The following is a 22,168-nucleotide window of genomic DNA, read 5'->3' as shown; positions in this document are numbered from 1 at the left end:
ATAAGAAAGATGAGTAAATGGTTTGAAAAAGTCAAAAATGTATTTGCTGAGCTCTCGCTTACCTCTATCATTCTAGTTATTTTGGGTAGCGCACTGATGTCTATCGTGACAAACACGTTTATTGCGGTCAATGGCTTGGGTGAAGGCGGTGTGACAGGTGTTAATTTGATTTTGTTCTATACATTAAATATTCCGCTATATATTAGTAACCTCGTAATCAATGGGTTTTTGATTGTCATTGGCTACCAGTTTCTTGATCGACGCACAATGATTTACACGATTCTTTCGGTTATCAGTTACTCCTCATTTTTAAAATATATTCCTACCTTTGACATTTTAGTGACTGAGAAACTCTTATTACCCCTTATTGTCGGTGTTTTGAATGGTATTGCAATTGGAACCGTGATATTAGCAGGTGGTACTACGGCAGGGACCGATATTGTTGCAAGAATCATTAATAAATATTTCGGATTCAACACAGGATCTGCTTTGTTGGTGTTAGATTTTTTTGTTGTTTTACCCTTTTTCTTTATTACTGGTTTTGAATTAACCATCATGACTTTGATATCGATTTATATCAGTGGAAAGGTAATTGACTATATCCTGTATGGGTTGAATCCTAGAAAATCTGTCATTATCATCAGTAAAAAAAGTGACGAAATCGCTAAGGAAATCAGTTCAAGCATTGAACGAGGGATTACGATCATAGAAGGAAAGGGATACTATACACAACAGACAAAAGAAATATTATATGTTATAGTAAGTCGCCAGCAGTTGAGACGTGTCACTAAAATTGTTAATTTGATTGATTCTAAGGCATTCTTTATCAGTAGCAATGTTCAATCAGTCATTGGAGAAGGATTTACCTATCGCTTGAATGAGGAACTCCAAAAGGAAAGTGGATTGAGCTTAACGGATACAAAGAAAGAAACCCATCAAATCGTCTCTTAAAGGCTTGGTGATTATTAGAAACACTGCTAGTAACCAGTAAATTGAGTAATATAGAAAGGAATTTTTCAATTGGCAACAGATGAAGAAGAAGTTAAACAACTTGCCAAAGCTATAAAAAGTGCACAATCAATAGTATTTTTTGGAGGTGCTGGCGTTTCCACCGCAAGTGGGATTCCTGATTTTAGATCTTCAAATGGTATCTACCAAAAGGAAACAAAGCAACGAGTTCCCGCTGAAGAAATTTTAAGTCATCATTTCTTTTTAGCTCATCCCAAAGCCTTTTTTGAATTTGAACGCGATAATTTGCTTTTTCCAGCTGCCAAGCCCAACGCTATGCATCTCTTTCTAGCAGCTCTTGAGCGTCTTAAAAAAGTTACAGTTGTAACTCAAAATATTGATGATTTACACCAAAAGGCGGGCAGCAAGAATGTGGTCGAATTACATGGAAGTTTGTATAGAATGTATTGTACAGAATGCGGAACTACATATGATCGATCTGAACTTTCATATGACGCTGATGGCATTCCGAGATGTCCAAAATGTGGTGGCATTGTTCGTGCTGATGTTGTTTTATATGAAGAAATGCTAGACCCAGATACAATTAAAGGAGCAATATCTGCTATTTCTACCGCGGATCTGTTGATTGTTGGTGGGACATCCTTGGTGGTGTATCCGGCTAATTCGTTCATCAATTATTTCAGAGGTAAAACACTTGCCATCATAAATAAAAGTAGAGTTGCTGAAGAGCAAAGAGCCCAAATAGTTATACATCAACCCATTGAAGAGGTTGCAAAAGAATTAGGAAAGCAACTAAATATGGAGTTTTGATAGCTTATAACAACTGATTGAGTGGGTACTAGTAGTGACTATATAATGAATAGACTATATGAGGAAAATTGAAAGGAAGACTATAATATGACCACAGAAACGGAACAATTTGATAAAGATACGCAACAATTTGATGAAATTACAGTCGGAAAAGCTCAAGAAATGATTGATACCTTGGACAGGGTCATCATTTTCGTTGGAAGAAAGACATGTCCATTTTGTCGCTTGTTTGCCAGTAAATTAAGTCCAATAGCTAAAGAATCAGAAGAACCGATTTACTATTTGAATAGTGAAGCCAAAAATGATTTAGAAGCTATAAAAGTATTTCGGGATAAGTATGATATTCCAACAGTTCCAGGCTTTTTAGTAAAGAAAAATGACGAGATAACTGTTAAATGTGATTCTTCATTACCAGTGGCAAAAATCAAAGAATTGATTGCTTGATTTTAATCTGACCTCTCTTGAGGGGTAAAAATGTGCAGCTATCTTTTCTAATGGCTCGAAGCTAACCGCTGATTGGACAACCTCTTTTGTTTGTACTATAGCCATGTCTCCAGTATAATAAAGATATATGTAAGGGCTTTTATCTCTTGTTACCTAGGTTTCAGTTAATGACTTAACTGAGAAAAAAGTAGGAGGCTAATCGAATGGATAATGCTGTGGTTTATGGGATTTATGATTCGATCAATGATGCTTTAAAGGCTGTCAGTGAGTTATCAGATAAGGTGTACACCAAGAATCAAATTAACTTAGTAGCATCTGAGGAAATGATCAAAAAATTTCCTACCGAGACAGAGGTGGGCGTAAAACCATATGATGAGGATGAAACTAATGGACTATGGCATAAGGTGTTAGGAAGTATGCTGATTGTCCCATTTGATGGTCAAACGACGACTGGTGGCTTGGTAGAACCAGCACAAGGGACGTATGTAATTGGTGATCTTGGTACAAAGGATTTGGATCATGAAGACGATAAGGGCTCTACTTTAGAGCATTATAGTGATGATATCGCTGCAGGTAAAATAGTGGTAGTAACTGATGGGGATTATGGTACAACGCTTGCTTGAGCTTTGATGAGCTAAATGAGTTTTCATTTTTAATGGGTTATCGCTAAATGTCCGCGTTTAAATAAATAATGGTTGATTTGTAAATGAAAGTAGCGGTGTTTTAAGAAAATTTAAAAACAATTCAGCTTGATTTTCTTGTAAATGTCCGCTTTATTTAATATAGTTATGTAGGATACATAAATCCCGCCCTTGTGGCGGGTTATTTTATGCCTAAATAAACTTATTAAAGGATGAATCATCTATGGATTTTAATCGTGTATTCGACTACGAAGACATTCAACTTATACCTAATAAATGTATTGTAGAAAGTCGTTCAGAATGTGATACAAGTGTCACATTAGGAGGCCGAACATTTAAAATACCTGTAGTGCCTGCAAATATGCAAACGGTCATTAATCAAGAATTAGCTATTTGGTTAGCTGAAAATGGTTATTTTTATATTATGCATCGTTTTGCAAATGGATCTAGAATCCCATTTATCAAAACGATGGATTCACTTAACTTGTTTAGCTCAATCAGTATCGGAGTGAAAGCAGAAGAGTATGATTTTGTTGACGATTTAGTTAAAGAAGGCTTAACACCTGAGTACATTACTATTGATGTTGCTCATGGTCATTCTGATAGTGTGATAAAGATGATCAAGTATTTAAAAGAAAAGCTTCCTACTACATTTGTTATAGCTGGAAATGTGGGAACTCCTGAAGGGGTCAGAGAATTAGAAAACGCTGGTGCTGATGCTACCAAGGTAGGTATCGGTCCAGGAAAAGTTTGTATTACTAAGCTAAAAACTGGGTTTGGTACTGGTGGATGGCAGTTAGCTGCCGTCAATTGGTGTTCAAAAGCGGCTAGAAAGCCTATTATTGCTGATGGTGGTGTCAGACATAATGGTGATATCGCTAAATCAATCCGTTTTGGGGCTACGATGGTTATGATAGGGTCATTATTTGCTGGTCACGAAGAATCTCCTGGTAATGTTTATGAAGTCAATGGTCAATTATATAAGGAATACTTTGGTTCTGCTTCAGAATTTCAAAAAGGCGAACGAAAAAATGTCGAAGGAAAAAAAGAAATGGTTCCCCAACGTGGTAAGATTAGTGATACACTGGTAGAAATGCAACAGGATTTGCAGTCATCTATCTCATATGCTGGTGGAAAAGATTTAGAGTCCATTCGTACAGTTAACTATGTGATTGTTAAAAATTCAATTCTCAATGGTGATTAGGGTTAGAAATTTACAGGCATATTACTGTATGACAGAGAACTCCTGTCCAATAGTAGTTGTTATTGTTGACACTATTTCCTGGTGTAATGAAAGAACAAACGAAGTGTGGTGCTACAATGAAAATTGAAAAATTATTTATCATCTTAAATGTCCTTTCAGTTGTTATTCTAACAGTCATATTTTTCCCATTTATTAAATCATTGAATATAGCAATGATGTTATTATATGGCATCGTATTATGTGGCCTAGGAGCCAATACCTATTTTTTTGTACGTAAATTAAAGCAAAGCGAGCGTGATAGCAATGAAGAAAATCGATGGTAGACTAGTAGCCAAAGAGCGAAAGCAGAATATGCTATCTCGAATCAAAATTTTGATGGATAGGGGAATCGAACCAAAGGGTCTTATTATTGAGATTGGTGACGATGAGGCAAGCAAAATCTATTTAAGACAAAAAGAAAAGCAAGCACAGTCCCTCGGCATTCTCGTCGAAAGACTATGGTTGCCTTCTAGTGTTAGTCAAAAGGATTTGTCCGATATTATCCAAAAAGCAAATGAAGATGATGGTATTCATGGTATAATTGTGCAGTTTCCAATCCCTAAGCACCTTGATGAAGCTGTGGTTAGTCAAATGATAGATCCTAAAAAAGATATTGATGGTTTTCATCCAGAAGTATTAGGAAGAAGCGTTAAACGGGATGATTCCATGTTAGCTTGCACTCCTAGAGCAGTACTAGACTTATTAGATTATTACCATATTTCTCTTGAGGGAAAAAACGTGGTTGTAATTGGTCAAAGTGAGATTGTGGGTAGACCAATGGCAATTGCGGCTTTAAACAGAAGTGCTACGATTACTATCTGCCATAGATTGACCAAAAACATTAAATATTATACTGAAAATGCAGATGTTATTATTGCGGCAGCAGGGTCACCAGGGTTAGTAAATGCATCAATGGTCAAAGACAACGCCGTTTTAATAGATGTTGGCATCACGCGGCTTGCTAATGGAAAAATTTCAGGGGATATAACGGACGAAGCAAAGGAAAAAGCCAGTTATGCCACTCCCGTTCCTGGAGGCGTTGGACCTATGACTGTTAGTGTTTTGATGGAACACATTATCTTTTCAGCAGAAAATAGCAGTAGCCTAAACTCATAGAATTATAGTACAAAACGGCTTGTTGAGCTTTTTAAAGCGCCAACAAACCGTTTATTTTTTTGATAAATTCTGTTTACTACACCCTAAATGACAGCTTGATTTGTATCGATGGCATCTTTTTGTTTAGGATCATCGGGAGAAAAATAATTTTCGGTGATAAGTTGTATTTTTGCGATTAAGAAACAGCAAACCCAGTAAACAGCGGCAACTGTAATGTACATCGTAATATAATCATGTTCTCTGCCACCGATTATCTTTGCTCGTTGAAAGATATCTTTCAACGTGATCATCGCTACGAGAGAGCTCCCCTTGAATAAGTCAATATAAACGTTAAACAAAGAAGGTGTCACAATTTTAAAAGCCTGTGGTAAGATAACTTTGAGATAGACTTGCCAGTGATTTAACCCAAGAGAATAACCAGCATCCCATTGGTCCACAGGCACCGCTGAAATAGCTGCTCTAAAATACTCAGCTAAAAAAGCTGCGGACATGGTTGAGAATGCTATAATACTGGCACTAAATGGTGAGAGTTGAATCCCCATAAAGGGTAAACCAAAATAGAGTAGAAAAAGCCAAACTAATGATGGAATACCCCTTAATATGGAAATATAAGACCTAGCTAAAAAGGACAGAGTTTTAGACTGAGTAGCCTGCATTTCAGTCAATATTAGACCCAAAAAAGAACCAAAGAAGAAGCTGATTGTAGGCACTAAGAAAGTGATTCCCAACCCTTTTAAAATAAAGGGCAGACTAGTAAATGCTAATTGCCAATCAACAATCATGACTCATCACTCTACTTTCGAAGTGTCAACAGTTGGATAATCCTCAGTAAGTGGTTGAGAAACGTCTGATCCATCGTAAAATTGTTCTGATAGTTTTGTTAAAGTACCATCTTCTATCATTTTATCTAAAGCTTGGTTCACTTTCTCTATGAGCTCACTATTTCCTTTGTCCAATACAAATGAGGTTTGATCTGGGTTATAATAAATATCAAGTTGTTTGACATCAAATTGAGGGTAAAATCCTACTACCTCTCTTTGAATATAGTAGTCATTCATGATGACATCAATATTTTTGTTAACTAGTTCACTGAAATATTCCTCAACAGATGCGTTATCATAAATCACTGGCTCGGCGCCTAATGCTTCAGCTGTTTTTGTATAGCTAGTACTTGCAGCACCACCTGCTTTTTTGCCTTTTACATCCGTAACAGAATGATAGTTGTCTGCATCTTCGGACCTAACGACCATACTCGAGAAAGAGTATTTATACGGCTCAGTGAATGAAAAGTCCTTTTCTGCTTCTTCTGTTTGATCAATTCCGGTCGAGGCAATATCTAATTGACCACTTTTTAAAGAAGTCAACATTCCATCAACACCCATTTCAACGAATTTGATCTCAACATCTAGTCTTTTAGCAACTTCTTTCATGATTTCGACCTCATAACCGGTCAACTCGTCATCATCATTGTAAAAAGAAGTAGGATACAATGTTCCAGAAGTGCCATATGTAATCGTTTTGGCATTTTCCTTATCATCTTCTTTAGTGGCAGGAGATGTGCAAGCAGTAAGAACTAAAAACATCAACAACACTAAGCAAAACCTTAAGGATTTAATTATTTTTTTCAATTATTACACCGCTTTCTTTTATTTTGACATTATCTAATATAACAAATGATGGAAAGCAAGGCAATTATTTTTTGTATGCTGTAACTAATCTAGTTTTTTTTAAAAGAAGTCTTGTAAACTATAATTGATATTATTATTCTAAAGTAGAGTAGCAAGTAACACTAGTAGTGAGTAACTAGAAGTGGGTAACTTGTAGTGGAAACTTGTAGTGAGTAATTTTAAGTAAATCAAAAGGGGGAGACAGAATGAAAGATGCAACCTGGTATGCTGAACGCGTTAAAGAAAGGAAAATCAGTCCTTTTGAATTAGTAGATCAAGCCATAAAAAAAATTGAGCGTGTTAATCCATCCTTAAATGCGGTAATTCATCCACGGTTTGAAAAGGCCTACGCGGAAGCAAGAACATTCCAAAATTTTGATGCCCCTTTTTCGGGGATACCTATCTTGTTGAAGGATATGGGGCAAACATTAGCAGGTGAGCCGTCAACTAGTGGCGCAAAGCTGTTAAAAGATAATATTTCTTCAACAACCAATAATTACGTTAAGAGGTTGATTGATCTCGGATTCATTATAGTGGGTCAAACAAATGTCCCAGAGTTTGGTTTTAAAAATGTGAGTGATAGTAAACTATATGGTCCGGTTCATAATCCTAAAGATCTATCACGGCAGGCGGGCGGATCAAGTGGTGGTGCAGCAGCCTTAGTAGCTAGTGGTGTTGTGCATTTGTCACCAGCGAGTGACGGTGGTGGCTCTATTCGTATTCCAGCGTCTTTTAATGGTTTGATTGGTTTAAAACCTAGTCGTGGGCGAATCGTTACTGGGCCGAATGGTTGGCGTGGTTGGCAGGGGGCTTCTGTCAATTTTGCGCTTACCAAATCAGTGCGTGATACAAAAAAATTATTGATGGGATTGCAAGACTATCAAATGGCATCACCCTTTAATTTGACACCTATCACAAAAGAAGACATGGATAAGCCACTAGATTTGTTCCTCAAAGAGGACTTGAAACGGCCACTCAAAGTCGCCATGTGTACAGATTCTCCTATTGGAATAGTTAGCCAAACAGCAATTAATGGAGTCGAGCAGGTTGCTCACCAGTTGGAAAGCTTTGGCCATGATATTATTAACCTACCAGAATTACCGTTCAACGGTATTGAAGCAATGAACGATTACTATTTAATGAACGGTGCCGAAACAGCGGCCATGATGTCTCAAATTGAACAGGGCATTGGCAGATCTCTAACAAAAGATGATATGGAACCAGTCAGTTGGGCTATTTATCAATATGGTAAGACAATCACAGCAGCACAATATAGCAACTCGTTAGCTAGGTGGGATCAATTAGCAGCTCAATATGATTTATTTTTTGATAATTATGATCTATTATTACAACCAACGACCAATGATGTTGCACCCTTGATCGACTTTCCATTTCAATCTAAACCAATTTTAGAGCGGTGCCAGAATGCTGAAAAACTACACGAAAAACAGTTAGCCAGGTTGGTTTGGAATCTATTTGCTAAATCTCTTGAGTACACCCCTTTTACACAACAGGCAAATATTGCCGGAATACCTTCAATCAGTTTGCCTATCTACAATGATTTTCAAACAAACTTACCGTTAGGGATTCAGTTTTCAACACGTAAGGGTCAAGACCAGTTACTCCTTCAAGTCGCTGAACGATTGATGTTACAAAAATAACTTATCGGAGTGTGTAGTAGTCATGTATAACTCTGTCAGCCATGTACTAACAGACGAAAAATATCACTGTATTTTTTATTGATGAGAGACTTAGTTGCCTCTTTTATAATAAGATTGCTAACAATTAATTCGTGTTTAAATAAAGGGGACAAAAAGATGACTAAAAGACTCAAGTTACTACAACAAACTTTAAAACAAGAAAAAACAGATGCTTTATTGGTGACTAATTTGTTTAATTTAAGGTATTTATCAGGTTTTACAGGGACAACAGCGGTTGGCTTAGTTACACCAAACACTGCTTTTTTGATTACCGATTCAAGGTACACGATTCAAGCAACCAATGAAGCAAAACACTTTGAAGTGATTACACATGGTTCTATTTGGGAAGATGCAGTAAAAGAGCTTATTGATAGATTGGAGATCACTAAGCTGGCAATTGATGGCAACAACATTAGCTACAATCAATATTTGAAAATGTCTAAGATGTTTGATGCCTCGTTAGTTGTTTCGTCACCACTAATTGAAAAACAACGAGAAGTGAAGGATAAAGAAGAAATTGAAACAATTCAAAAAGCTTGTAAAATCGCAGACATAGCTTTTGATTATATTCTGACATATGTCAAACCAGGGATGACTGAGATAGAGGTTGCAAATGAGTTGGATTTCGTGATGCGCCGCTATAAAGCTACTGGTGTTTCATTTGATACCATCGTGGCTAGTGGATTAAGATCCGCATTACCTCATGGTGTTGCAACTCATAAGATAATAGAAGAAAATGATATTATCACGATTGATTTTGGCTGTTACTATAATGGTTATGTTTCAGATATTACCCGAACCATATCTATTGGTTCAGTAATGCCTACTCTGAAAAAAATGCATGCTGCAGTTTTAGAATCAAACCAAAAAACAATCAAAGCTATAAAACCTGGTATAACTTCAAAAGAATTAATTGAAATCTCTAGAAAAGTACTACGAAAATATGATTTAGAGCAGTACTTTACACATGGACTTGGACATGGTATTGGCTTAGAGATACATGAAGGACCTATGTTATCCCTATCAAATGATAAACCATTAGTTCCAGGGAATATTATTACGATTGAACCTGGGTGCTATATTGATGGTATTGGAGGAGTTCGCATCGAAGATGATGTCTTAGTAACGGATCAGGGCTTTAAAGTATTAACCCATAGTAGTCATGACTTACTGGAGTTATAAAAACGCTCTAGTTGATGGCTAAATTTGGCTATTAATGATAAAATGAGAGATATAATTGTATAAAAGGAGCAAAATAATGATTTCAGTAAACAACTTTAAAACTGGCTTGACAATCGAATCAAATGGAGAACTATGGCGCGTAATCGATTTCCAACATGTAAAACCTGGAAAAGGTGGTGCATTTGTACGTTCAAAATTAAAGAATTTAAGAACAGGTGCAGTGCAAGATAAGACTTTCCGTGGTGGGGAAAAAGTGGAACAAGCCCATATTTCTACCAAAAAAATGCAATATCTTTATGAAAGTGATGGCGTCTATTATTTCATGGATCAAGAAACATTTGATCAATTAGAATTACGTGGTGACCAAATAAAAGACGAATTGAACTATTTATTGGAGAATATGGTTGTCAATATCGTAATGTATGGTAATGAAACATTAGGGGTTGAACTACCTAATACTGTCGATTTAGTAGTAGCCGAAACTGAACCAGGTATCAAAGGAGATACAGCCTCTGGTGGCTCAAAGCCTGCAACAATGGAAACAGGTTTAGTTGTTCAAGTACCATTTTTCGTCAATCAAGGTGATAAGTTAACGATAAACACAACTGATGGATCTTACGTCTCAAGAGCTTAAGGGGTGACAATAATGACAAACAAGAATGTAGCAACAGGTAATTTAGAACAACTTAACGGCAATATTATAATGGCTCCTGAAACCATTGAAACTATTGCAGCAATAGCGGTAAAAGACGTGAGTGGTGTTAGACATTTAAACGGAGCAATTATGGATGGTGTAACGGAGTTCTTTTCAAGAAATCAAGCCAAAAGTAATGGCGTTTACTTGTCGGGAACAAGCGATCATTTGGTGATTGATTTATATTGTACTGTGGTTTATGGCTATCCAATTCCTCAAGTAGCACTAGAGATACAAGAAAAAATCAAAGAACAAGTTTTATATAGTTGTGATCTTGTTATTTCGGAAGTCAATGTCCATATCGTTAAGATTGTTTCTGAGGATCAAAAAGAAGAGAATATTTTGAATGAGATAGGGGTAAATTAGTGGAAAGAGCACGTTTATCTAGAAAGAGTATTCGCCAATTAGCTTTTCAAACACTGTTCATGCAGACTTTTTCTCCTGATGTCCCAATTGATGTTTTGTTGTCTGAGGTTCTGACTGAGCATTATCAAGAAGAATTATCACCCCAATTATCATTTGATGACACTGATCTGCGCTACTTAAAAACTTTAGTCGAGACTACTTTAACCAATGAGACTCAAATTGATGCCTTGATCGAAAAATATAGCAAAAATTGGGCGTTCAATCGGATATTAAGGTCTGACTTGACGATTCTTAGACAGGCAATTGGAGAAATGAAATTTATGCCGACTGATGATGATCTCGAAATTGCACCGCCAATCGTCGTTGTAAATGAGGCTGTTGATCTAGCTAAAGAATTTTCAGAAGATAAATCCCCAAGTTTTATTAACGGGATTCTCTCTAACATATTGGATTGATCTTTACCTACCCTACCAGACTGTGCAATTGTGTTGATTGCGTATTCTGGTGTTTTTTTTAGGAGGAATGATATGTCTCAAAACTTTTTGACTGTTACTGCTATAACAAAGTATTTAAAGTATAAATTGGATCAAGATCCCTATCTTCGTACGGTTACCATAAAGGGAGAAGTATCGAATTTTCGATTACGAAAGAACAGTCATCAATATTTCAATCTGAAAGATGATCACGCAAAAATCAATGCTGTCATTTATCGGAGAGATTTTGACCGAATCGGATTTTCCTTAGAAGAAGGGATGAGCGTATTTGCTACTGGTCAAATATCACTCTACCCTCCAAGTGGAAGTTATCAAATTACAATTACTCATATAGAGCCAGATGGCACCGGAGCCTTATATTTAGCATTTGAGCAACTGAAGAAAAAGTTAGATAAAGAAGGACTTTTTTCACGGAAACGTAAGGAAATACCTGCATTTCCTAAGAAAATTGCGGTCGTGACGAGCCCAAGTGGGGCGGTTATTCATGATATTATGACAACTGTTTCAAGAAGGTTCCCAATTTGTGAAATCACCTTATATCCGGCTGTTGTCCAAGGAACAGAAGCAGCGTTAAGTATTATTTCACAATTAGAACGCATCAAAAATAGTAGTGATCATTATGACACACTGATTATTGGAAGAGGCGGCGGGTCTATCGAAGATTTATGGCCGTTCAACGAGGAAGCAGTCGTGCGGGCATTGGTAGATTACCCCATTCCAGTTATCTCATGTGTTGGGCATGAGACTGACACTACTTTGGTTGATTTTGTGTCAGATGTTAGGGCAGCAACTCCCACAGCAGCTGCAGAAGTGGCAACGCCTCGATTATCAGATATTCTGCTAACAATTAAAGATTACGAGCAGAGAACTATTACTGCAATTGATCGTCAACTGACTAATAAAGCAGAAAAACTTGATAGCCTTTTGAATCGTCCAGTTCTGACACGACCAATGCAAATCATCGATGTGAAATCGCAGTTCTTTGATGCGATAGCTGATAAATTGGCCCACTATTTTGATAAAGTAATGAAAGAAAAAATAACTAATTATCGCCTCATACATAATAAAATTCGTGTGGACTATGTTACACAACAAATTCGCTTAGGACGACAAGAATTAAAGTACCTTGAGAATAATCTTAGTCGAGAAGTCATTTCTTTGAATGACAAGAAGTCTGAAAGTATCAATCGAATCATTGATCAATTGATGCTACTTAACCCTCTCAGCATTTTAAAAAAAGGCTATTCGGTTGTCGAAAATCAGCAGGGAGACGTTGTACGGTCTATAAATGATATCCGTAAGGATGACATCATGAGAATCCGGATGACGGATGGAATCGTTAAAACACAAGTATTGCAAATGAATAAAATGGAGGACATTGATAATGACAGAAACTAAGAAACCACAGTCTTTTGAAGATGCTATGGCACAGTTGGAAATCATCGTTAAGAAACTGGAAAACGGCGATATACCTCTTGAGGAAAGCATTAAAACGTATGAAAGAGGCATGTCTCTGAGCCAGTATTGCAAAAAGCAATTAGATGATGCGGAAACGAAAGTCGCAAAGTTAATGAAACAAGATGGCACAACAGAGACACTAGAACCATAGAGGAGGGTCATGAATGGCGGAAGTATCATATAATGATTTATTGATTGAGTTTAATGGTTATTTAGATGAGCTATATCCTAAAACTTCTTTACTAAATGAAGCAGCATATTATGCTCTCTCTAGTGGCGGGAAAAGAGTGAGACCTTTATTGGTATTTGCTACAGCCGGATGGTTAAAACAAGATGTATATGATACTTTTCCGATTGCAGCTGCAGTGGAAAGTATCCATTCCTATTCATTGATACATGATGATCTACCAGAGATGGACAACGATGAATTAAGACGCGGAAAACCAACCGTCCACAAAAAGTATGGTCACGGTTTGGCCTTATTAGTGGGAGACATGTTGTTAAGCGATTGTTATGAAGAGTTACTAAAGAGTGATCTTTTTGATAAAGCAAAACTATTTGCCATTCAAAAAATTTCTTCACACATCGGTGGTAAAGGAATGGTGAAAGGTCAGTACTTAGATTCTTTGTATTCTGGGGAAAATTGTGACATCATTCGTTTAGAAAAGATTCATCAATTAAAGACGGGAGCTTTGATTTCAGCTAGTGGGGAAAGTCCGTTTGGTATGGTTGAAGATGAAATATACATTAAACAATTAATCAGTCGCTTTTGTCGTTTTTTTGGACTTGCTTTCCAAGTTCATAATGATTTAAAGGACGTATTACTTACAAAAGAAGAAACTGGAAAAGAAGTCCATCATGATGCTGATTTGGATAAAGCTACCTATCCAAAAATACTTGGTGTGACTGGTGCCATCGATCGCCTATCACAATTAAATGAAAAGTTAACTGAAATCACTAACGAACTAGCAGAACTTGTTCCTAATGCTCAGATAAGCCGTTCAATATATCAGAAGTGCAATCAGGTGGTTTCCGCAGAAAAATTGAGGGAATATCATGACTAAAGAAAGAGTAGATGTCCTTGTCTTAAAACAAGGTTTATCAAAAAGTAGAGAAGAAGCCAAAAGGATGGTTATGGCAGGTCAGATTTTAAATGAAGCAAATGGCCTCAGATATGATAAACCAGGTGAAAAAATTGATGATGATACCTCTTTGATTATAAAAGGTCAACCACTAAAGTATGTGTCTCGAGGTGGCTTGAAGTTAGAAAAAGCTATTGAGGATTTCCATATTGACTGTACTGGGAAGATCCTATTGGATGTTGGAGCTTCTACCGGTGGCTTTACTGATGCTGCTTTGCAGCATGGAGCATCAATGTCCTATGCACTCGACGTTGGCTATAACCAACTGGCTTGGTCATTAAGACAAGATAAACGTGTTTGCGTCATGGAAAAAGTCAACTTTAGGTATGCCAAACCAGAAATGTTTACACTTGGTCAACCAAATTTAGTATCCATAGATGTATCCTTTATTTCTTTAAAGCTAATGCTTCCACCTCTAAGCCATATTGCAATAAAAGATGCTGATATTTTAGCATTGATCAAGCCTCAATTTGAAGCCGGAAGAGAATTTATTGGAAAAAAAGGCATTGTGAAGGATAAACAAGTCCATAAAGATGTCATCCATAATACGATAACAACCGCTATAGACTTAGGTTTTTGTCCAATTGATCTGACTTACTCTCCTATTACTGGTGGAGAAGGTAATATCGAGTTTCTTGTTCATTTAAAGAATAAGGCTACCAATTCTGAAATCGAGTGGTCGGGTTCGTCTTGGTCAGAAAAAATTGAAAAAGTCGTAACTGAAGCACATACTGTTTTTCTTGATCATTAAAGACAGTCATCAAGTGAGGGATCTTATGTTACAGGAAATCCAAATCAAAAATTTTGCAATAATTGAGACTGTTGCGATTCATTTTCAAAATGGTCTCAATGTTCTTTCTGGTGAAACTGGTGCCGGTAAGTCAATATTGATAGATGCGGTTGGCTTAATTCTTGGAGACCGAGCAACAAGTGAAGCGATCCGTTACGGATGCGAACAAGCAGAAATTGAGGGGTTATTTTATTTTCCTAACCAAGATGATACATTACAAAAAAAGTTGAGTAATGAGCAAATTGAGTTCAGTGATAATCAGTTAATTGTTAGACGTATCATCTCAAAAAGAAAGGGTAGCAATACAATCAGAATTAATGGGACATTAGTCACACTTACTCAACTACGATATATAATGTCCAGTATAATCGATATCCATGGTCAGTCAGAACATCAATTGCTATTAGCAGAACCAAACCAACTTCGCTTATTAGATCAATTTGGTGGTAAAGATCTTAGCGACGCCAAAGAACACTACAGCGCTCTTTATGGACAGTACAAATCACTAAAAAAAGAAATTGAAGAGATTGAACAGTCTTCTCGTGAAAAAGAGCAAAGAATGGACACGTTGAACTTTCAAATTAATGACATTGAAGAGTTACAGTATTCAGCTGGTGAGGAAGAAGAAATCAGTCAAGAATTAGACGTTTTAAGGCATTATGAACAAATTGCTGAAGGACTGACTAGTGCCTCTGAATTAATTGCGCAAGGAGATTTTGATCTATCAGTGAATCTGAAAGAGGCAATCAATCACTTGAAAGAAATAGAAGATTATCAACAAGGATTGTCTGAAATAAATCAAGAACTTAGCGATGCGTATTATAACATAGTTGACGCAACCGAACGCATTCATGATCTTGTAGGGAATCTGGAATTTGATGATAAGCGTCTCAATTTTTTAGAGGAAAGAGCTCATGGGATAGAAGCTTTAAAAAGAAAGTATAGTGACGATCTCCTTGGATATTTGTCAAATTTAAAGAAAGAGCTTGAGAATCTAAGTGACAGCGATAGAAGTATTCCTGAACTATCAGATGCTTTAACCAACGTGAAAAATAATCTTCAAAAATCAGCTCGACAACTGCATGATCTAAGACTTAATACTGCCCATAAATTAAAAGAAAAAATAGAAGAAGAATTGCAAAGTCTCTATATGGATGAGGCTAGATTTCGGGTTGCTTTTGAGCCTTTAGGTCGCTTTGCTTCTCAGGGTAATGAACGTGTTTTCTTTGAGGTAGCTACAAATAGAGGCGAAGTATTTAATCCTTTATCAAAAGTTGCTAGTGGTGGAGAGTTATCACGTTTGATTCTTGCCATCAAAGCTATATTGTCCCACCATCATCAGTTTGATTGTATGATTTTTGATGAGATTGATACTGGAGTATCAGGAAGAGTAGCGCAAGCAATCGCAAACAAAATGGCTGTCATATCAAAAGAAAATCAAGTGTTAGCGATTTCCCACCATCCACAGGTTGCGGCTATGGCTGATCATAATTATCTCATCCAAAAGAAAACAGAACACGGTCGAACAGTGACAACTGTTTCTCAATTAAGTAAAGAGAACAAAGTGACAGAGGTAGCTAGAATGTTAGCTGGAAGTAAAATTACAACACTCTCCCTTGAACACTCAAAAGAGATGATCAAAGAAGCATCTACTAACAAAAAAATAATAAGCACTGAGAATAAGACTGATTAGGAAGTGAACTTGTGGGACCTAAGGTAATTGTGATTGCAGGTCCAACTGCTATCGGAAAAACAGGGCTAGGAATAGAATTAGCACAACAATTCAATGGAGAAATCATTAACGGAGACTCGATGCAAGTGTATCGCGAACTTGCTATCGGGACGGCTAAACCAACTAAATTGGAGCAAGACATAGTGCCCCATAACTTAATCAACACACATTCAGTAGATGAAAATTATGATGCCTCTCAATTTAAAAAACTTGCCCTCAAAGCCATTGACCAAATATGGAGTAAAGGTAAAATACCAATAATTGTTGGAGGGTCTGGTCTTTATTTACAAGGTTTAGTTGAAGATATGACTTTTGGATTTCAGAAACACCAAAAGGGAAAATTCGATGGGTTATCGAATGACGAGCTCTTACAAAAGCTAACTTTAATTGATCCAGAATCGGCCAAAAGTATTCATTTAAACCAAAGAAGGCGTTTAGAAAGAGCTCTTGAGGTTTCACAAAGTAATCAATTATTTTCAAAACAAAAGACTGACCAACCTTCCGAAATTACGTCAGATGAATCGCCATCCTATTTATGTATTGCTCTTTCAACTGAAAGATTAAGATTGTACGAACGGATCAATCGAAGAGTCGATATAATGGTGGAGAACGGTTTGATTGAAGAAACAAAATGGTTGTATGCTCATTTTCGACAGACTAATCAAACTGAAGACAAAACAGCCATTAAAGCTATTGGCTATAAGGAACTGTTTCCTTATATAGAAGGTGAAAAATCATTAGAAGAATGTTTAATGGTATTAAAACAGTCAAGCCGAAGATACGCTAAGAGGCAATTGACTTGGTTCAAAAATCGGATGCCGTATTGTCATTGGTTCGATTTGTTAGATGTAGACAAGAAAGATAATGATCGAGAAAAAATAAATCGACTTGTAACAGATTTTTTAAGGAGGTGAAAATGATAAATGGAGAAAGTTATTCTTATTGCTGTCAATCACGATATGCCAGTCGAAGCGTTTGAGGCAAATGTGGCTGAAATGACAGAACTAGTCAAAACTGCTGGTGGTGAAGTTCAAACTATTTTGACGCAAAACTTATCGCATCAGAAGTTTAAAACATTTATTGGGACTGGAAAGATTGAAGAAGCAAAAAGAGCGGTAGAACAATACGATTGTGATTTAGCCATTACGAATCAAGACCTCTCTCCAAGTCAGTTATTTGAACTGCAAAAGGAAATCGATTTGCCAGTCATAGATCGCTCGCAACTGATTCTTGATATTTTTGCTGGAAAAGCAAATTCCAAAGCTGGTAAGATACAAGTTGCATTAGCGCAAATGGAATACTTATTGCCTAGGCTTTCTGGTCAAGGAGTGTCGCTCTCAAGGCAAGCAGGTGGAATTGGATCAAAAGGTCCAGGAGAAACAAAATTAGAAACTGACAGACGGGTTATCAGAAGAAAAATAACACAACTTAAAAAAGAGATAACTGAACTTGATCTTCATAGAGAAAGGTCAAGGGATAAGAGAAAAAATAGCTTAACTATTGATTTGGGTTTGATTGGATATACAAATGCTGGTAAATCGACACTTATGAATCAATTAACCGATGCAAAAACTTATGAGAAAGATGAGCTATTTGCGACATTAGACCCTTTGACAAGAAAGTGTCACCTCCCAAATGGCTTAGTGGTCACACTAACGGATACGGTTGGGTTCTTACACGATTTACCACATAACTTGATTGCAGCTTTTCAATCTACTTTAAAAGAGAGTAGTGACGTTGATTTATTGCTTCACGTTGTCGACGCATCAAGCCCTTTTCAACAATTGCAAGAGGATACGGTAATCAATCTCATCAAAGAATTAGATATGGACCGCATTGAGAGATTAACTATTTATAATAAAAAAGATTTAATATCTACTACTTTTATGCCTTCACTTTACCCAAATATAGTGATTTCAGCTAAAAGTGACGAAGATATCAAAGCCTTAAAAAAAGTGATTTCAGATAAGGTGAAAGGTCTTTTGACCCCTTTCAGTTTACATCTTGATCCTGAGGAATATGCTAAATTAAGAGGATATGATTCTGTCTTTATCCAACAGTCGTTGGAATTTGACGAGGATACTGAGACCTATATATTAACTGGCTTTGCACCAGCCAGATTTATTGAACAGTTTGGTTTAGGGAGGAAGAAATAGTGACTAGTTGGCAAGCAGATTATCCACAGGAATACCAAGAAATTATCGCAAAAACGGATGACAAGGTAAGACCAATATTTTCTAAATTAGACAGTATTGCATTGAATAATCAAAGCAAGGTGCTAAAATCATTCCAAAAACACCACGTCAGTGATTTTCATTTTCAAGCTTCAACAGGATATGGCTATCATGATGAAGGAAGAGAAACACTAGAATCCATTTACGCAGATGTTTTTAATACCGAAGATGCATTAGTACGGCCGCAAATCATTAGCGGAACACATGCGATAACGGTTGCTCTATTTGGTAATTTACTACCTGGAGATGAATTACTTTATGTGTCTGGCGAACCCTACGATACCTTGCAAGAAGTCATTGGATTTGCTGGGGATCATGTAGGGTCTATGATGTCCTATGGTATAACCGTTAATTATGTGCCGTTAACAGAAGACGGAAAATTCGACGGACCCGCAATCAAAGACGCTCTAAAACGTCACCCTAAAATTGTGGCCATTCAACGTTCAAAGGGATATGCTAGTCGAGATTCCTTCACAATAAGGGAAATTAAAGATCTAGTGACTATCATCAAGGAAGGCAGTCCTTCCTCAATCGTTTTTGTCGACAACTGTTATGGTGAATTTATAGAAGAAAAAGAACCAACTGATATTGGAGTTGATCTGATAGCAGGGTCATTGATTAAAAATGCGGGTGGAGGTTTAGCTAAAATTGGTGGCTATATCGCAGGTAAAAGTGAGTATATTAAAGCGAGTGCTACCCGATTATATGCACCAGGAATCGGAAAAAATGCTGGAGCAACTGTGATTGGTCTCAGGGATTTTTATCAAGGTTTTTTTATGGCACCACATGTTGCTATCCAGGCCCTTAAGTCAAGTATTTTTGCAGCGGCATTGTTAGATCATTTCGACATCGAGACTCATCCAAAGTGGGATGCACCTCGAACTGATATCATTCAAACGGTTTATTTATCGTCCCGTGAAGCCATGATCACATTTGCAAAGACCATTCAAAAATATTCACCCGTTGATTCCAATGTTATTCCTGAACCTGCTGATATGGCTGGATATGAGAATCAAATTATTATGGCTGGAGGTTCATTTGTTGAAGGAGCTACAATAGAATTGTCGACTGATGGGCCAATACGTCCACCGTTTTCAATGTACTTACAAGGCGGATTAACGTTTGAACATGCTAAACTAGCATATACAGCTGCTGTTTATGATTTGTTTTACAACAAATAAGAAAAAGTAGGTTTAAATCATTTAAATCTAGCAATTTTTCATTGTTTGTTGTTTTGTTGTTTGTTGTTTTATTATTTGTTTTACTGACATATTAAATTCAGATGACTTCCAGCTGTTTTAAAATTTACTCCGGTAATTTAAGAATCGCGTCCGTGATGAGATGAAATAAAAAGCTAAAATACATTGACAATTTATGTAATTCTATACTATAATATGTCTTGTTGTTCCAGTAGCTCAGCCGGATAGAGCATTCGCCTTCTAAGCGAACGGTCGGGGGTTCGAATCCCTCCTGGAACGTTTTAGTGACTTTCTTAGGCGCTCAATTAGTTTTTGAATTTAAGGAATCTAGTGCAGACTAGATTCCTTTTTTAGGTTAAACTTAAATCCACCAAGGTTAAACTTAAACCCAGGAAAAAAGGGTTAACGAATAGCATGAAGGTAAGCGGGAAGTAAACGGGTATATGGCAAATAGGCAATCGTTGAGCTACACTTGATGTAGCCGACGGTTGCCTTTTTTATTTGCAGATAAGTTGAACATGATCTGACCAAGGTAAATAACCCTCAAGTACTACAGAATCTGACAGGTTGTCGAGATTCGGAAGTTTCTCAAAGAGAAATTCAAAATATTTGGTTGGATTTATGCCGTTTGCCTTGGCTGTCTCGACCAAACTATACACAATGCCATTCGCAATCGCACCGCGCTGACTTACCGAAAAGTGCCAGTTCTTTCTGCCGATGGTTGTGGGACGAATACTGCGTTCGGCAAGATTATTCGAAATGGCACAACGACCATCGAGTAAGAAGATCATGAAACCGGTCCGATGGTTGAGAGCATAGCCGATGGCTTCTCCTAACTTAGAGCCACTAAGAACATGAAAAGAACTGATCCATTGCCTAAAACTATCTAAAATTGGTTTTGATTTCTCATTTCTCACCTGATACTTCTTTTCTGGTGGAAGATCCTGAATTTCTCGTTCAATTCTAAACAGAGCATCGCAGAATTCTATTCCTTCTTCTGCCTTAGCGGACTTACTAAGGGTGCCTTTTGCCTCAATGAACTTTCTTCTCAGATGTGCCCAACAGTTCACCAAAGTTACCTTCTCTAATGTTCCATAAGCACTATAGGCGTCACAATGAAGAAAACCCTCATAATCGCCCAGAAATGTTTCTGGGACAGTACTACTACGGGTTAAATTGTGTTGAAAAAGGACAATCAGTTGTTTGGCTTGTTGAATGGTTCTAAATAACCAATAATAGGTTTTTTGTTTATCGCTTGATAGAAGTCTGTAGTAGGTTTCATCTGCATGAAGAATTTTTTCTTTTAAAAGATGCTCTCTTAGTTGTTGCCAAATGGGCATCAACCATTTTTCAGTGCCTGTAATAAACCAATTGGCTAGTGTTCTCCTTGGAACCTTTAAACCATAAGTTAACCATTCTTTTTCCTGACGATAAAAAGGAAGACTCATCTCAATTTTTTGATGAAGCAATTGTGCCAGCACCGATGGTGATGCCGGACTATGTGTGATGGGCTGTTTCGGAACTGGTGCTTTCTTAATAACATCTTCGCCATCCCGTTTACAAGATGGACACTCACAAGCGTGTTGATAATAGACTTTTTTATACATAGTCGCAGGAACGAAAACAACTTCTTCGTGTTTATAGGATTTTCCAATAGGACGTCATTTTTGGTTACACCTATCACAGGTACAATCATCTCCCTTTAATTCACAGTGAATTTCTTTTATGGGTAACTGTTCTGTGAGTTCGGCTTTGTATCCCACACGTTTCTTTCGTTTATAGTTAATTTCCTCGATTACGGTTTTTTCTTCAGTTGTCTCTGCTGCCCTAAAAGAATCATCATCATCGAATAAATCTAATTGACCATCAGTATTAACACTCTTTTCTGAGGAACGACCAAAAAACTTCTTTTTAAAAAAATCAACTTGTTCACGAAGTAGGCGAAGTTCATTGGTATAGGCTTCGGCTTGTTTGTTAAGTGCGTCAATTTGAGCTAACAAAACTTCATTTTGTTTCATCAATTGCTTTTCTGTTTCCGTCACAAGATCCACCTCTTTTCACTTTGTTGATGAAGTTATTATTATACCATTTGTGCACATATAAAAACAGTCAAAACCTAATAATATCAAGGATATTGACTGCTTTTTTTATCAGAAAAAACCAGGTTTTGCGGTCTCTATTTTTCGCTTTTGTTCAATGGATAAACCTTCCAACAACCATCTCATTTGTTGTTCAGTTAGTTTTTTTACTTCAGAATGTTTTCTAGGCCAGCGTAGTTTCCCGTTTT

At 36.9% G+C, this 22,168-nt stretch carries 24 protein-coding genes and 1 tRNA gene; 21 read left to right on the top strand and 4 right to left on the bottom strand.

Annotated features, from left to right (window positions below; translation table 11 throughout):
• Positions 1-9: 9 nt before the first annotated feature.
• The 7 genes from H541_RS11395 to H541_RS0102950 all read left to right on the top strand — a co-directional run bounded on the left by H541_RS11395 (position 10) and on the right by H541_RS0102950 (position 5,223).
• Positions 10-951, top strand: a complete 942-nt coding sequence (locus H541_RS11395; protein ID WP_022795863.1) for a YitT family protein — start codon at positions 10-12, stop codon at positions 949-951.
• Between the two features lie 69 nt (positions 952-1,020).
• The gene (locus H541_RS0102975; RefSeq protein ID WP_022795862.1) at positions 1,021-1,779 is read left to right on the top strand and encodes an NAD-dependent protein deacylase; all 759 of its coding nucleotides are present in this window, start codon (positions 1,021-1,023) and stop codon (positions 1,777-1,779) included.
• Between the two features lie 87 nt (positions 1,780-1,866).
• Entirely contained in the window at positions 1,867-2,223 is a 357-nt protein-coding gene (locus H541_RS0102970; RefSeq protein ID WP_022795861.1) for a DUF6568 family protein, read from the top strand.
• A gap of 203 nt (positions 2,224-2,426) precedes the next feature.
• A complete protein-coding gene (locus H541_RS0102965; RefSeq protein ID WP_022795860.1) occupies positions 2,427-2,846 on the top strand; it encodes a hypothetical protein in 420 nt (139 codons plus the stop codon).
• 241 nt (positions 2,847-3,087) lie between these two features.
• The gene (gene guaC, locus H541_RS0102960) at positions 3,088-4,068 is read left to right on the top strand and encodes a GMP reductase (protein WP_022795859.1); all 981 of its coding nucleotides are present in this window, start codon (positions 3,088-3,090) and stop codon (positions 4,066-4,068) included.
• A 65-nt stretch (positions 4,069-4,133) separates the two neighbouring features.
• Positions 4,134-4,391 (top strand): hypothetical protein, encoded by a 258-nt coding sequence (locus H541_RS0102955; RefSeq protein ID WP_033420743.1) that lies wholly within the window; start codon positions 4,134-4,136, stop codon positions 4,389-4,391.
• On the top strand, positions 4,372-5,223 hold the full coding sequence (locus H541_RS0102950; protein ID WP_022795857.1) for a bifunctional 5,10-methylenetetrahydrofolate dehydrogenase/5,10-methenyltetrahydrofolate cyclohydrolase: 852 nt from the start codon (positions 4,372-4,374) through the stop codon (positions 5,221-5,223). Before H541_RS0102955 ends, H541_RS0102950 begins: the two co-directional genes overlap by 20 nt.
• 83 nt (positions 5,224-5,306) lie before the next feature.
• On the opposite strand, the gene H541_RS11390 is transcribed toward H541_RS0102950, so the two are convergent.
• Both H541_RS11390 and H541_RS0102940 read right to left on the bottom strand, forming a co-directional pair.
• The gene (locus H541_RS11390) at positions 5,307-6,005 is read right to left on the bottom strand and encodes an amino acid ABC transporter permease (protein ID WP_022795856.1); all 699 of its coding nucleotides are present in this window, start codon (positions 6,003-6,005) and stop codon (positions 5,307-5,309) included.
• 6 nt (positions 6,006-6,011) lie between these two features.
• A complete protein-coding gene (locus tag H541_RS0102940; protein WP_084684509.1) occupies positions 6,012-6,806 on the bottom strand; it encodes a transporter substrate-binding domain-containing protein in 795 nt (264 codons plus the stop codon).
• A 290-nt stretch (positions 6,807-7,096) separates the two neighbouring features.
• On the opposite strand from H541_RS0102940, the gene H541_RS0102935 reads away from it, so the two are divergent.
• The 14 genes from H541_RS0102935 to H541_RS0102870 all read left to right on the top strand — a co-directional run bounded on the left by H541_RS0102935 (position 7,097) and on the right by H541_RS0102870 (position 20,160).
• The gene (locus H541_RS0102935; RefSeq protein ID WP_022795854.1) at positions 7,097-8,551 is read left to right on the top strand and encodes an amidase; all 1,455 of its coding nucleotides are present in this window, start codon (positions 7,097-7,099) and stop codon (positions 8,549-8,551) included.
• A gap of 156 nt (positions 8,552-8,707) precedes the next feature.
• Complete coding sequence (locus tag H541_RS0102930) at positions 8,708-9,772, top strand: M24 family metallopeptidase (RefSeq protein WP_022795853.1); 1,065 nt, start codon at positions 8,708-8,710, stop codon at positions 9,770-9,772.
• 76 nt (positions 9,773-9,848) lie between these two features.
• Positions 9,849-10,406 (top strand): elongation factor P, encoded by a 558-nt coding sequence (efp, locus tag H541_RS0102925; protein ID WP_022795852.1) that lies wholly within the window; start codon positions 9,849-9,851, stop codon positions 10,404-10,406.
• A 12-nt stretch (positions 10,407-10,418) separates the two neighbouring features.
• The gene (locus H541_RS0102920) at positions 10,419-10,832 is read left to right on the top strand and encodes an Asp23/Gls24 family envelope stress response protein (RefSeq protein ID WP_022795851.1); all 414 of its coding nucleotides are present in this window, start codon (positions 10,419-10,421) and stop codon (positions 10,830-10,832) included.
• Positions 10,832-11,287, top strand: coding sequence for a transcription antitermination factor NusB (nusB, locus tag H541_RS0102915; RefSeq protein WP_022795850.1), 456 nt, complete (start codon positions 10,832-10,834; stop codon positions 11,285-11,287). Before H541_RS0102920 ends, nusB begins: the two co-directional genes overlap by 1 nt.
• Positions 11,288-11,359: 72 nt before the next feature.
• Entirely contained in the window at positions 11,360-12,724 is a 1,365-nt protein-coding gene (gene xseA, locus H541_RS0102910) for an exodeoxyribonuclease VII large subunit (protein WP_022795849.1), read from the top strand.
• The gene (xseB, locus tag H541_RS0102905) at positions 12,711-12,935 is read left to right on the top strand and encodes an exodeoxyribonuclease VII small subunit (RefSeq protein ID WP_022795848.1); all 225 of its coding nucleotides are present in this window, start codon (positions 12,711-12,713) and stop codon (positions 12,933-12,935) included. The genes xseA and xseB overlap by 14 nt, the downstream gene beginning before the upstream one ends.
• A gap of 13 nt (positions 12,936-12,948) precedes the next feature.
• Complete coding sequence (locus tag H541_RS11385; RefSeq protein ID WP_022795847.1) at positions 12,949-13,848, top strand: polyprenyl synthetase family protein; 900 nt, start codon at positions 12,949-12,951, stop codon at positions 13,846-13,848.
• The gene (locus H541_RS0102895; RefSeq protein WP_022795846.1) at positions 13,841-14,677 is read left to right on the top strand and encodes a TlyA family RNA methyltransferase; all 837 of its coding nucleotides are present in this window, start codon (positions 13,841-13,843) and stop codon (positions 14,675-14,677) included. Before H541_RS11385 ends, H541_RS0102895 begins: the two co-directional genes overlap by 8 nt.
• A 25-nt stretch (positions 14,678-14,702) precedes the next feature.
• Positions 14,703-16,409, top strand: coding sequence for a DNA repair protein RecN (gene recN, locus H541_RS0102890; RefSeq protein ID WP_022795845.1), 1,707 nt, complete (start codon positions 14,703-14,705; stop codon positions 16,407-16,409).
• Positions 16,410-16,420: 11 nt separating this feature from the next.
• Positions 16,421-17,362, top strand: a complete 942-nt coding sequence (gene miaA / locus H541_RS0102885) for a tRNA (adenosine(37)-N6)-dimethylallyltransferase MiaA (protein WP_022795844.1) — start codon at positions 16,421-16,423, stop codon at positions 17,360-17,362.
• Positions 17,363-17,371: 9 nt separating this feature from the next.
• Entirely contained in the window at positions 17,372-18,604 is a 1,233-nt protein-coding gene (gene hflX / locus H541_RS0102880; RefSeq protein WP_022795843.1) for a GTPase HflX, read from the top strand.
• Complete coding sequence (locus tag H541_RS0102875) at positions 18,601-19,863, top strand: methionine gamma-lyase family protein (RefSeq protein WP_026501571.1); 1,263 nt, start codon at positions 18,601-18,603, stop codon at positions 19,861-19,863. Before hflX ends, H541_RS0102875 begins: the two co-directional genes overlap by 4 nt.
• Before the next feature lie 223 nt (positions 19,864-20,086).
• A tRNA-Arg gene (locus tag H541_RS0102870) sits at positions 20,087-20,160 on the top strand.
• Between the two features lie 218 nt (positions 20,161-20,378).
• On the opposite strand, the gene tnpC is transcribed toward H541_RS0102870, so the two are convergent.
• Positions 20,379-21,536: an IS66 family transposase gene (tnpC, locus tag H541_RS12480; RefSeq protein WP_276202755.1), complete on the bottom strand. Its 1,158-nt coding sequence runs from the start codon at positions 21,534-21,536 to the stop codon at positions 20,379-20,381.
• 6 nt (positions 21,537-21,542) lie between these two features.
• Entirely contained in the window at positions 21,543-21,923 is a 381-nt protein-coding gene (locus tag H541_RS12725; protein WP_052168249.1) for an IS66 family transposase, read from the bottom strand.
• Between the last annotated feature and the right edge of the window lie 245 nt (positions 21,924-22,168).

The sequence above is a fragment of the Bavariicoccus seileri WCC 4188 genome, assembly GCF_000421665.1.
Lineage (GTDB): Bacteria > Bacillota > Bacilli > Lactobacillales > Aerococcaceae > Bavariicoccus > Bavariicoccus seileri.
This window is presented reverse-complemented; position numbering and strand designations above follow the sequence as displayed.